The sequence below is a fragment of the Shewanella khirikhana genome, assembly GCF_003957745.1.
In the GTDB taxonomy this organism is placed as follows: domain Bacteria; phylum Pseudomonadota; class Gammaproteobacteria; order Enterobacterales; family Shewanellaceae; genus Shewanella; species Shewanella khirikhana.
In genome coordinates, this window is sequence record NZ_CP020373.1 from 3,171,523 (window position 1) to 3,184,019 (window position 12,497).

The window sequence follows — 12,497 nt, forward strand, 5'->3', positions numbered from 1 at the left end:
TTTTTAACAGCTTACAGACGTTTGATTTCTGACTGGGCCTAAGTGCCAGCATGCCAGTTGCCCGCAGGGACGACGTGCGTTTTCCCCGCTTCCAGTTCCCGAAAAAGGTTATGCGCGCATCTTTTGGGTGCGGGCGCGAAACTCCTGTGGCGTCATTTTGAGTTCGCGCTGAAAGATGTCGTAAAAGCGGCTGATGGAGCCAAACCCCGCCTCAATGGCAATGTTCAGCACCCCACGCTCGGTATCCACCAGCAAGGCCTGTGCATGTTGCAGTCGCAAACGGTTGATGTACTGCTTGATGGAGATTTTCATCACCTTGTTAAACAGCTTCATGGCGTAGTTGGGGTGCAGCCCGGTGGCGGCGGCCACGTTATCGACGGTGATTTTTTCATCGTAGTGCTCAGCGATGTACCTGAGCATGGTATCTATGTGGAACAGCCCCGAGACCGGGCTTTTGAGCTCTCGGGGCACCTCCTGCTCGGCCAGGCCAAAATGGGTGTATTTCTCCACCGACATTCGCCGGATGCGGCAGCGGATTTCACTCACCACCTGAGCGGTGAGCGCCGGGTCGCCCCGGGTCAGGTCCTGCTCCCACTGACGGGTAAGCTCATAGTCGCTCAGGTGCAGCTTGTCCGACACCAGCACCTCGCCCCGCAGCAGCAAGCCGACAAACTCAGATGGGAACTTCCACGACTGAAAGGCCTGCAGCGGAATATAGACATTGACCATATAGCCATCGCCCTGGCTGGCGATCATCTGGTGGGGAATCGACGCCCAGAAGATGATCATCTTGCCCTCTGGCACGCTTATCTTGTGGCCATTAATCAAATAATCAGCGGAGCAATCAAATAGATAATTAATTTCCACATGGCCATGCCAATGGCTGTGCGCCATGATTTCGGGCTGATGTACCTGAAAACCGAACTTGTGTTCGCTGGCCTGGGTAACGAGGGGGCTGGCGTTGTCAAAGGCGATGCGGGTTATCCAGTCTTGCATGGCGATGGCTCTTATGATTTTTTTGCTCATACTAAACATTGCATACAATCTACTCAATCAGCAGCTGAGTTTTCAGGAATAAAAGTGCTGATTTCAGGAGATAAAGCTTCGGGAAATAAAGCTTCGGGAAATAAAAAAGGCCGTCAATGACGGCCAGCAAAATGAGACAAGGTCTCTGATAATCCTGGTAAATCAGCATGCCAGGAAAAGCCGGCGCCCCCGGGAAGGCAGGTGCGCCAGCAAGGCTCGGGCCTAGAAACGCGCCCGCAGGCCGAGAGAGAAACGCCTGCCATAGCTGGCGGCGTAGGTGATATGGGATGGGTCTGCCAAATACTCGGTGTAGACCTTGTCTTCGAGGTTGGTGACATCGGCAGTCACGGTAAAGTTATCGTTGATGTCGTAACTCATGCTCATATCCAGCCAGCTGCTGGCATTGGCCCAGCGCTCTTCGGCAAGCCAGTCGTTATCCACCCAGGACCAGGCTTCACCCAGATAAAAGCCCGAACGGTAGTTGTAGGCAATACGCGCCTCAAAGCCGTCATGCTCGTAAAAGGCCACCAGGTTGTACTGGTCGTCCGAGAGGCCAGGAAACGGCTTGTGATTGCCTTCATCATCGGTTTCGGCCGAAACACTGTCGTTGTAGGTGTAGTTGGCCTGGATCCCAAGGCCCTCAAAGGGCAGCAGGGCATCGAAGGTTTGCAGCCAGGCGATTTCAAAGCCGCGGATAAGCGAGCTTCTGTCGTCATTGTAGGGGCGCCACACTTCAAATGGCTGACCGCCAATCTCTTCCTGAGTTTTGTCCCATTTAATAAAGCTGGCCACATCCTTGTAGAAGGTGGCGAGCGCCAGGGTGCCTTCATCGGAGTAATACCATTCCAGCGCAGTATCGAACTGATCCGCCGTGTAAGGCTTAAGATCCGGCACCGACATCTCAAGATATCGCACGCCCTGCTCGTTCGGGGTAATGCCGATATAGGTATAGGGCGACAGCTCCCACAGCGATGGGCGCGAGATAACTTGCGACCAGGACGCCCGCAGCACCAGCTCGTCGGTCACATCCAGCTTGGCGTTGATACTTGGCAGCCAGTTATCGTAGCTGTAATCCTCGGCCACCGGCTGGGTTGCCATCCAGCTGTCATCCACAGGATCGCCATTGGCATCGAACTCCAGCTTATGGATGTTCTGGGTGTAACCACTGGAGGTAACATCGGTGCGAACGTACCTCAGGCCCAGGTTCACCAGATACGGCATATCAAACACACTGTCGGTCAGGTTGGTTTCAACATAGGCGTTAAAGATGTTCTCTTCGATGCTGAAGGTTTGCGCCAGCTTAAGCTCAGGCTGCAACAGCGCCGCCGCAGCCGGGTCGAGGGTGGCGAGATAATCGTACAGGGCATCCACATCCACGCTGGCCCAGTCATCGGGAATATTGGCATCTATGCCGTTCATAAAGTCGTTGATACCGCCCGGCAGCATCACGCTTGAGGGCAGCTGCCACCACTCATGGCCGTAAAAATTCACCAGCGCCGAGGACGGGGCATTCACCTTATCGAGGTTTTCACCGGCAAAAATTGATGGATTAACCGAGCGGAAAGTCAGGCGATCTTTCTTCTGGGTATCGTACCCCACGCCAAACATCAGCTTGCTGAAGAGCCCCTCGTTTTCCCACACTCCATCGAAGGCAAAGTGGCGGGTCTTGTCTTCCACCCCAATGCCATCGCTGTTGGTATACCAGGCGCCAAAGGTGCCGTCCGGAGTTACTGGCTCAGACAGCAGAATATCCGGCACATCGCCGCCCGAGGTCCAATCGACGCTGGCACTTTGAATGCCGGAACGTGCGACTATGTATTTGTTATCACCATTGTTTTCGTTTTTGGCGCGGGACTCGGCCATATCCAGGGTCAGGGTCAGGTCGTCCAGCATCCAGGCAAAGTTAAGCCCGAGCTGCCAGGTGGTGTTGCGCCTTGGGCTTCGGGTATCGACTATGTCCATCAACGCCGGACCTTCCCAGGCGAGACGGTCGGCCCAGCCATCGTCGCCGATAAGCGCATCTGTGTAGGTGCCGTTGGGCGCAGGCAGCCACCACTCGGAGTAAGTCACCACAGACAGCTGCTTGCCACGGGAGTCGATATCGTACTGGCTGTAGAGACCATCGAGGGTAATGTCGAGGTTATCAAGCGGCCGGTATTGCAGCGCAAAGGTGCTGCCGGTGCGCTCACGCTCATCTTCATAGGAGGTGAGCTGCACATAACCCGGGAAACGGGCATTGGCATATTCCACATTGCCGTCTGCGCCAATATCCACCTCGCGGGCGTGGAACGAAGCGGCGCCATAGGCGTCGTGACGGTTGGTGTATTTGGAGTGGGTCAACGAAAACAGCGCACCAACCGTATCATCAAGGAAGGTGTCGGAGATCAGCAGTGAGGCGCGGGGATCCAGGCTCTCGGCCCGCTCGTTGTAGGCGCCGCGCAGGCTGCCCGCCAGCACAAATTCGCCCATATCCAGCGGCCGGGCGGTTTTCACGTCGATTACCGCGCCTATGCCGCCCTCGGTGAGGTGCGCCTGGGGTGTCTTGTGCACCTGCACCTGACTAATAAGTTCAGAGGCAATCACATCATAGTTGAAGTCGCGGGACGGGTTATCCGACGCCAGCTTACGACCATTGAGGGTAGTGATATTGTAATTGCCGGTCAGGCCGCGCACCGTGACTGTCTGGCCTTCGCCGTTACTGCGACTGACGCTGACCCCGGGGATCCGCTGCAGTGCCTCGGCGATGTTTTCATCGGGGAACTTGCCGATGTCTTCCGCGACGATGGCATCCACCACGTTGTCGGCCAGCTTCTTGATTTCCTGGCCTTCTTTTAAACTGCTGCGGATGCCGCGCACCTCAATCACTTCATCCACGGCCTGCTTATCGCTGGACTCTTCTGCGGTGCTTTCGGTGGTTTTGTCGTTAGTGTCCGGCTCTGCGCCCCAGGCGGGCAATATGGCCCCCGCCAGCGCCCAGCCAATGGCCAGCGCCAAAGTGTGTTTTTTCATGGTTATCCTGCCTCTTGTTGGGTGTTGCCCCAAGACGCTGCGATACCACGGCAACGATGTGGGGTTGGTTGCTGCCTCACGGCATTGCCCCTATTTAGCGGCCCGACTAAAGCGCACGACATCCGGAACCCAAAGTTCTGTTTCCCGATTGCTAACCAAACACAACGCACTGAAATCCATGTGCTTATCTCATTCCCGGTTTTGGCATAGTTGTTCCCGAAAGCGGGCCTGCGCGCCTTGGCGACCCCACTGGCATTTGCTAGAGTCGGGGAAACACAAGAAACGGACGTCGATGTGACCCCCTCTCCCTTTGCGTTATCCCGCCACTCAACAAGAGGCGTTGCCCGTCGTGCCCGCAGTCTGCTGGCCGGACTGATGCCACTGATGTTGATAAGCCCCGCCGCGCAGGCTTACGAGCCAAACGAAGGCCACCACAAGCTGACTCAGGCTGCCTTTGACGTGCTGGAAAAGTGCAATATGCCGCTAAGCGCCGAGCTTAAACAGCAGGTGATGGCTGGCAACCTGGCCATGGACAAGGGCGCGGGTAAACTGCCCGATACCCTGATGGACAGCGACCAGGCCAAGGCGCTTTACCCGATGAAGGTTCGGATCCATAACTGGCATTTTTATCATCCGGATAAGACCTCGGACGCCCAGCGGCTGTCGGGCAAAACGGATATGTCGATGGCAAGGCTATGGCAGGCAGGCGTCACAGGGCTTACGGAGGCAGACAGCAGCCAGCAAGGCTATTATCTCGGCGCGTTAATCCATCTGATCCAGGATGTGACCGTACCGGCCCATACCGCGCCTGTGTATCACGGTCCGAAAATCATCGCCTGGAAACCTGAGTTCGCGCCGCTGGTGAGTTACCTCGGCTGGGGCTTTCGCGGCCTGTTCAGTATCAGCGACCCCATAGATACCTGGCCGGTTTCGACGCTGACCGGTATGCGTTGCCCGCAGCTCGATGGGATAGCGTCCGGGCCTGGCGTCAGCGCTGCTCTAAGCCAACTGCGGGACACCACGGCCAGACAAACCCTGACGGCACTGAGTGCGCCCATGGCAGGCTGCAACCAGCGCTGGGGAATTTTTTGGCAACAGGATATCGGCCACAAGTATTTTTCTGGCTATAACCAGCAGCTAAAACCCATTGATAAAATGGGGGATTTCACCATTAACGACCAAAGATGTACCCCTGACTATCAGGGCTTTGTTGCCGGCCGCCACAAGGCGGCAGTGGACGCCACCGTGGTGGCGCTGGGGATATGGCTTAAGCAGTCCGGCGCCCTCAATCGGTCCGGTTCATAAAAGCTTCGAGGGCATCGGCAAGTTTGGATACCCCCGATGTGAGTTTGCTTTGGGGGCGGCTAACCAGCAGCTTTTCTTCGGCGCGAAACAGCGCGCCGCTGCTGCTGTAACCAAGCCAGGGCCAGGGCTCAGACTCCCAGCGCCTTAAGATTTCCGTGACCTTGCCCTGATAGGCCCAGGGCATACTGGCAAGTTCACTGTCGGGTTTCACAATCAGGCTCGCCAGGGTTTCGCCAAACAACATGCTGGCGCCTACGCCTTCGCCGCCATAGCCGCCGATAAAGGCAAGGCCTGTGGTGTTATCAAAAATAGCGTGGGGCCTGAATCGGCGCGACAGCGCAAGGCAGCCGCCCCAGCCGTGGGTCAGTTCAACCCCCTTGAGGGCCGGGAAAAAGGCGCTGAGCAGCTCACTTCGAAGGTCAAACATATCGCCCATGGGCGGCTCACCCAGACGCCTTGGCTGAAAGCCAAAACGGGTTTTAACCGCGCCGCCAAAGCCATAGCCACCGCGGGCACCAAACACCAGACGGCCATCATGGCTGCGCTGACCATAGGTGATAAGCCGCGAGGCATCGGCAAAGGTCTGCCTGCCGTCGAGGCCAATGCTCTGCCACTGCGCCTCGTCAAGTGGCTCGGTTGCACAGAGCATGCTGAATATCGGCAAACTGGTGTTGCCATCAAGCCCCAGCAGCCGCTGATAACCTTCGAGCGCCGAAACCAGAATATTGGCCGTGACACTGCCTTTGGCGGTCAGTGCCTTTTGCCGCTCCTGCTGCGGCTGAACCTCAGTCACGGCGCTCTGCTCATAGAGCTTCACGCCCAGAGTTTCGACTACCCGGGCAAGCCCCCGAACCAGTTTTAACGGCTGCACCCTGGCGCAATGCGGGGTAAAAATTGCCGCCTCAGTGGCGGGTAAATTCAGCGCCTTTTTTGCATCATCTGCCTCGAGCCAGCGGATATCTGAGTCATCAAAACCGGAGGCACGAAAGTGCTCAAACTCGGCCTTTAAGCGCTTAAGCTGCTGTGGGTAGCGCGCCGCCACATGCAAATTGCCGCCATGGTGAAAATCGCAGTCGATACCGAGGCTGGCCAGCAGACTACCGCCCTTCGCCACAGTGCCTGTGATAAGCTGCCTGGCGCGGTCGCGACGCTCGCCATCCAGCATCGCCAAATAGTCGATATCGCCGCCAAAACTGCCCATAAACCAGCCGCCATTTCGACCGGAAGCGCCCTCACCGGCCATGGCCGCTTCCAGCACCACGACATTGAGGCTCGGATTAAAGCGCTTCAGAAAATAGGCGGTCCACAGCCCGGAATAACCGGCGCCGAGAATGCAGACATCGGCTTCGATATCGCCTTCAAGGGCAGGCTTTGGGGCCATGGTTTCGCCAAGGGTATGGGCCCACAGGCTCTCGTTCAGGCCGCCAGCCGGGATCACGACTCGACTCCAAGCAAAGCTTTAACTTCATCCAGATGGGTATCCATCCAGGCGCTGCTGATGGGGCCCCAGGTACGCACCCGGTAGTAACCGGCGTTGTGGCGCTCGCCGTCCTGGACAAACTCCACCTCGATACCTATATCGCCAAAACTGGCAATGGCGTCCTGCAGGGTACGCCTGGGCATACCTGTGAGTTTACCCAGCGACAACAGGTTGTGGCGCTCATCGTCCATCAGGTGCGCCAGGTACAATTTTCGCAGAAAGGCTTTATGCTGCTTGCTCACTTGAGGCTCGCTGTCGATGTCTTTGGCCATGGCTCACTCCTGAACGTATTTCCCTCAAATTACGCGAATTTTCGTGACTTACCAAGCGTCTTCGCTTCGCTGCTGCCCCAACAGAGTGTTTGGCCAAACCGCTGGATTTATATGAGTTTTCACTGTTATATTGCCAAACATCCCAGAAAATGTGGCAAGGATGAAACAAATGCAGGAACAAGATGCCATTTCGCAGCCATTCCTGTTGCCGGAGCAAGACTGGAGCCCCTTCGATGCGCCCGAGCTGATGCCGGTGGATAAGCGCTATCCGGGCATGCTGCTGGCCAGCACGGCCGTCGGCTTTTTGGTGGTACTCGCCGCCATCAGCCTGTTTTTAATCTTCACCCACGCAGGTGCCATGCCACTTTTGATAGTGAACGGCATTGGCGCAAGCCTGTGTGCACTGGTGCTGTGGCTGTGCCATCGCTGGGCCCACAGTCTTAGCTACGGCGTCTCGGCGCAGGAAGTCATCAGTCAGCAAGGCTTTTGGTGGCAGACCCGTACCGCCCTGCCCTACAGCCGCATTCAGCATGTGACCCTGTCCCAGGGGCCGGTGGAGCGCCGCTACGATTTGGCGTCGCTCAAATGCTTCAGCGCCGGCAGCGGCCGGGCCGAGATTGAGATCCGCGGCCTGACCATGGCAAGCGCCGAACGCCTTCGCGGTCATATTCTGGCCAAGGCCGGAGTGCGTGACGCATGAGTGATAATCCGTGGCAGCGACTGTCGCCCTGGTCTGTGGTCAGCTTTACCCTGGGCACGGCAAAAGGTGTGCTGACTCAAGGCTATGCACTGATCCCTATCGTTTTTACCGGCTGGAAACAGGGTTTCGACTCGCCGCTCGTGATTGGGGTGGCGCTGGCGGTGTTGCTTGGCATCATCAGCTACGCGCTTATCCAGTATGTTACCTACCGTTTTCGCCCGGGCGCAGACAAACTCGAGGTGCGCCGCGGGCTGTGGTTTATCCGCAAAGATGAGCTCCCCTTCGATAAAATTCAGAACGTCAGGCTGGATCAGCCGTTTTATTTCAAACCCTTAAAGCTGTGTACCCTGGTGGTGGAGACTGCGGGCTCCAAGAATGATGAAGTCAGCATTGCCGCCATGGAACTCGCTGGCGCCCAGCAGCTTAAATCCCATTTACTGGGCAAGCAGCGCCGCTTCGCAGAGGCAAATCAAACCGGCGCTGACGCCCTGGATGATGACGACAGTCTGCTACAGGACACTCAGGCTAACAATCTGGCTGACGCCGGGCAGGTGCTGGTCAAACGCTCGCCCAAAGAACTGATTATCTTCGGTTTGTACCACAATAACTTTGTCTGGTTTATGGTGTTTGCGGGCTCGATTATGGGCCAGCTGCCAATGGACAAAATCATCGAGTCACTGGGGCTGGAAGCGGCTTTGCAAATTAAGCAACAGGGACCGCTGATGGCAAGCCTCACCATGGCTGCGCTGGCGGTATTGGGCTATGTGCTGTTTTCGCTGCTGTCAGTGTTGTTCGCCTTTTTGAAGTATCACCCCTATCAACTGCACCTTGGCCCGCAAACAGAGCCGACTCTTGAGCGCAGCGGCGGCATTATTGCCCACCAGCAGGATGCGCTGGCGATGCGCCGGGTGCAGTTGCTGGAATTCAACCAACCGCCGATCGCCCGGCTGCTGGGGCGCTGGACCTTGTTTTTCCGCCAGGTGCAGGGCCACGAAGTGGAGCAGCACGTCAAGCTGCCGCTGCTGGTACCTGCGCTGACCCGCGAGGAGCTGAGCGAACTGCTCGATGCGCTGCCCGCCTTGCCCGGCAACAGTGACAAGCCCCCTGCCGCCGCAGAATTTCTGCCGATAAGCAGTGGCTGGCTCAGTCGCCGTTTGCTGCTGCCCGCACTGGTCGCGACCCTGGTGATAGCCTTTTCCAATAACTGGGTGGCGATAGAGCTGGCGCTGACCGCAGCAACGCTTACGGCGCTGGGGATGTGGCTCAGATACCGCCACTGGGGTTATCGCATGGGCGATGGCGTGATTTGGCATCGCAGCGGCCTGCTTGGTCAAAGCATTAAGCGGATTGCCCTGTGCAAGGTGCAGCACCTTGCCATAGTGCAGTCTCCGGGGCAGCGAAAGGCTGGCTTTGCCACCTTAAACATAGGTCTGGCCAGCGGCGAACTGCGCCTGCCCTGGATCCCCCTTGGCGATGCCAAAGCCATGGCAAAAGCCGCCCTCGACCGGGTTCGACCTGACAATCACAACTGGATTTAAGGAGCATTCAATGGCTGCATACCACTGGCAAACCGTTATCGACTTTTGGTTTGAAGAAATCAGCCCCAGACATTGGTGGCAAAAGGATGAGGCCTTCGATAACAGCATTCTGAGCCGCTTTGGCGACTGGCTGATTGCGGCAAAAAAAGGCGAGCTGTATCAGTGGCGTACCGAGCCTTTGGGACGACTCGCAGAAGTGATAGTGCTGGATCAGTTTTCCCGCAATATTCACCGCGACACCCCAGCCGCCTTTGAAGCCGATCCCATGGCGTTGGCGCTGGCCCAGGAGGCGGTTGCTCTCGGTGCCGACAAGGCCTTGCCAGCGCAGATGGTGCCCTTTTTGTACATGCCGTATATGCACAGCGAGTCGGCCGTCATCCATCAGGTCGCCATGACACTGTTTAACAGCGATGCGGCCCGAGGCAATCTGGAGTTTGAAATTCGCCATAAGGCTATCATCGACCGCTTCGGTCGCTACCCCCATAGAAACGCGATTTTAGGCCGAGAATCCAGCGACGAAGAGGAGGCCTTTTTGCAGCAACCTGGTTCTTCCTTCTAGGGTAACAAGGTGAAAATTCACCGGGTGAGCTAGACTCAAATCAGCTTACTTTTCAGTGCGGCACCAAAAATATTATCAAGCCGCCTTCTCCTGAGAACATAAGGCAAACATGGGTAACAAACATCGCCTTCCCCTTCCGCTGCTGGCGCTGCTGGCGGGAGGGATAACCACACCAGTGTGGGCAGACAGCATCAACGTAGGGGTGAGCTTTGCCATTCCCCCCTACGTTATTCAGCAAAACAACACCGGGCTTGAGCTCGAAATCTTAAAGCACGCGCTGGCACGGCGGGGTCATATGACGGTGGTGCATTACCGCCCCCTCGCCCGCACCTTTCGCGAGCTCAAAGAAGGCCAGCTCGATGGCATCATCAACACCCAGCCCCATATGCTCGATGGGGTGTTTTACTCTGAACCTGTCATTCGCTTTCACAACTGTGTATTTACCCTGGCATCCAGAGGCCTGTCGATATCCTCAATGTCAGACTTAAAGGACAAGAGCGTGGTGGCGTTTCAGCAGGCATCCAGGCTGCTTGGGGATAGCTTTGGCAACAGCATTGCCAAGCAGGAAAGCTACAGTGAAATTGCCGCCCAGCGGCACCAAATCCACCTGCTGTTCAAGGGGCGCACCGACGCCATTATCCTCGAGCGCAGTATTTTTGGTTATTACCGTAAGCAGGAAGTGGATGCGGGTTTCAAAGATGCACTGGTGGATGTCGATGAGCACTGCATCTTTCCACCACTGGATTACCGCTTCGCGTTTCGCTCAGAGCAAATCCGCGACGACTTTAACGCCGGATTCAGGGAAATCAGCGAAGACGGCACCCTCGACGCGCTGCGGCTCAAATACCGCGATATGTTAGCCCTGCCGGACGATGAATAAGTCCGGCAGGGCCTTTGGCTCTTTATAGCTATATAAGATTAAGATAAGCCGCGAGCCCAGCTGAGGTTCTGTGTTTTTCGCCCAGCCTTGCCTCAGCAAGCGACTAGCGGGGACACAGCGGCAGCAGCGGTCCGTGGACGGCAACATCCTTCATGCTGTAGTGGCCCTTAAGGTCGCGATACACCTTGGTGTGCCACACTTCGCCGTTATCGAGTTCAAACTCAATGGCGTAGTTCAGCCCGGCCACCACCTGGGTGCGCACTTCACGAATATCCTTCAGCCTGGCCGCCGTGTTCATCTGCCTGAGCACGGTATCCAGCGCCGCCCTGGCGTCGTCACTGACTTCTTCCTGACGATGCCAGCCGCCGGGTAAGCCATCGCCGGGGATACAATCTTTAATACCATCCTGAACCATTGCCATGTCTCCCTGAGTTGCTGCTTGCGCTGCCGACTCTTTCTGTACTGACGCTTGCTGTGTTGTTGCTTCCTGGGCAGACGCTTGCTGCGCCGCAGGCGAGTCAGCGACAGCTTGAGTATTCCCGGCTTTGTCGCCGCAGCCCGCCAATAACACCATGCCAAGCAAACCGATATAAATCCGATGCATATGCCACATCCTTATGTTCAAAGACGATGATGAATTTCCATTTTCATTTTTATATCAAACTATTGGGATGCCACTATTCGTGCCAGGGCAAAAACCGCCTTTAGGTTGACTGACGGGCGCAACTTTTGCGAGCCGCGCCAATAAAGCGCAAGCCCGGACAGGGCGCTTGCTGATATCAGATCAACCGGCTACATTGGCTGCCCATAACAATAACCAGCCGCCCTGTTTATGCAATCCAGCTTCTATCTGATGGCCGCCTGCTCGGCCATATTGATGGGCACCATAGGTATTATTGCCCGCCTGGGCGACCTCGATGCCGCCACCCTCACCTTTTATCGTCTGGCCCTCGGCGCCCTGGTGCTGATGCTGTTTGTGCTGATGAAAGGTCAGGGCAAACGCTTATTGGCCCTTCCCCATTGGGGCACTGTGCTTGGCGGCGTGCTGCTGGCGAGCTTTATCCTGTGCTTTTTAAAAGCCATCGAAACCATTCCCATGTCGCTTGCGATTATGCTGGTGTATCTGGCGCCTGCGGTAGCCGCCATCGGCGCCCACTTCCTGTTTAACGAGCGGCTGACAAAGGCCTCTCTGGGACTGGTGCTGCTGGCGTTTTTTGGCTTTGCCATGTTGCAGGAGTTTTCCCTCGACACCCAGGGCGCCGAGGCCGAAGGGCTGGGCTACGCCCTGGCCTGTCTCGCAGCCTACAGCGCGTTTATTTTGATAAACAAGCAGGTACCCGCCAGCGCAGATCCCTTTGCCAAAACCTGGGTGCAACTGTCGGTGGGCGCCCTTTGCTGCTTACCGCTGATCTGGCAGCTGCCGTTTCCCAGCGGCAACGACTGGTTTTGGCTGTCGATGGCAGCCTTGTTTCCCGGTTTTCTGGCGATACTTTTCGCGGTAAAGGCGATAGCCGCCCTGCCCGCCAAGGTGTTCGGCACCCTCGCCTATCTCGAGCCGCTGGTCGTGGTACTGGCTGGATTTTGGCTGTTTAACGAGCCCATGTCGGCACTTAAATGGGCTGGCTGCGGCCTTATTCTGCTGAGCGGCATTGCCCAGGCCCAGCTCGCCAGACCGCCTCGCCGCACTGGTCAAGCCAACGCCCATGGGGTAAGTTAAGCGGCAAAAAT

General features: G+C 56.8%; 11 protein-coding genes. 6 read left to right on the forward strand and 5 right to left on the reverse strand.

Features of this window, described 5'->3' with window-relative positions; all coding sequences use genetic code 11:
* Window positions 1–108 precede the first annotated feature (108 nt).
* Window positions 109–1,026, reverse strand: coding sequence for a transcriptional regulator MelR (gene melR, locus STH12_RS13870; protein WP_335925339.1), 918 nt, complete (start codon window positions 1,024–1,026; stop codon window positions 109–111).
* Between the two features lie 222 nt (window positions 1,027–1,248).
* A complete protein-coding gene (locus STH12_RS13875) occupies window positions 1,249–4,035 on the reverse strand; it encodes a TonB-dependent receptor (protein ID WP_126168087.1) in 2,787 nt (928 codons plus the stop codon).
* A 294-nt stretch (window positions 4,036–4,329) separates the two neighbouring features.
* Between STH12_RS13875 and STH12_RS13880 the strand changes: the two genes are divergently transcribed.
* Window positions 4,330–5,340, forward strand: a complete 1,011-nt coding sequence (locus STH12_RS13880) for a phospholipase C/P1 nuclease family protein (RefSeq protein ID WP_126168088.1) — start codon at window positions 4,330–4,332, stop codon at window positions 5,338–5,340.
* Here the strand turns inward: STH12_RS13880 and STH12_RS13885 are convergent.
* Both STH12_RS13885 and STH12_RS13890 read right to left on the reverse strand, forming a co-directional pair.
* A complete protein-coding gene (locus STH12_RS13885) occupies window positions 5,321–6,778 on the reverse strand; it encodes an NAD(P)/FAD-dependent oxidoreductase (protein WP_237158626.1) in 1,458 nt (485 codons plus the stop codon). The genes STH12_RS13880 and STH12_RS13885 overlap by 20 nt on opposite strands.
* A complete protein-coding gene (locus STH12_RS13890) occupies window positions 6,775–7,092 on the reverse strand; it encodes a winged helix-turn-helix domain-containing protein (RefSeq protein WP_126168089.1) in 318 nt (105 codons plus the stop codon). The genes STH12_RS13885 and STH12_RS13890 overlap by 4 nt, the downstream gene beginning before the upstream one ends.
* Window positions 7,093–7,261: 169 nt before the next feature.
* Here STH12_RS13890 and STH12_RS13895 point away from each other — a divergent pair, with 169 nt between their 5' ends.
* The 4 genes from STH12_RS13895 to STH12_RS13910 all read left to right on the forward strand — a co-directional run bounded on the left by STH12_RS13895 (window position 7,262) and on the right by STH12_RS13910 (window position 10,769).
* Complete coding sequence (locus tag STH12_RS13895) at window positions 7,262–7,792, forward strand: PH domain-containing protein (protein ID WP_164551213.1); 531 nt, start codon at window positions 7,262–7,264, stop codon at window positions 7,790–7,792.
* On the forward strand, window positions 7,789–9,330 hold the full coding sequence (locus tag STH12_RS13900; RefSeq protein WP_126168091.1) for a PH domain-containing protein: 1,542 nt from the start codon (window positions 7,789–7,791) through the stop codon (window positions 9,328–9,330). Before STH12_RS13895 ends, STH12_RS13900 begins: the two co-directional genes overlap by 4 nt.
* A gap of 10 nt (window positions 9,331–9,340) precedes the next feature.
* Entirely contained in the window at window positions 9,341–9,889 is a 549-nt protein-coding gene (locus STH12_RS13905) for a DUF924 family protein (RefSeq protein ID WP_126168092.1), read from the forward strand.
* Window positions 9,890–9,998: 109 nt separating this feature from the next.
* Window positions 9,999–10,769, forward strand: a complete 771-nt coding sequence (locus STH12_RS13910) for a substrate-binding periplasmic protein (RefSeq protein WP_126168093.1) — start codon at window positions 9,999–10,001, stop codon at window positions 10,767–10,769.
* A gap of 103 nt (window positions 10,770–10,872) precedes the next feature.
* Here STH12_RS13910 and STH12_RS21555 read toward each other — a convergent pair whose 3' ends face one another.
* Window positions 10,873–11,373: a cystatin domain-containing protein gene (locus STH12_RS21555; RefSeq protein ID WP_218567748.1), complete on the reverse strand. Its 501-nt coding sequence runs from the start codon at window positions 11,371–11,373 to the stop codon at window positions 10,873–10,875.
* A gap of 228 nt (window positions 11,374–11,601) precedes the next feature.
* Between STH12_RS21555 and STH12_RS13920 the strand changes: the two genes are divergently transcribed.
* Window positions 11,602–12,486: a DMT family transporter gene (locus STH12_RS13920; RefSeq protein WP_126168094.1), complete on the forward strand. Its 885-nt coding sequence runs from the start codon at window positions 11,602–11,604 to the stop codon at window positions 12,484–12,486.
* Window positions 12,487–12,497: the final 11 nt, after the last annotated feature.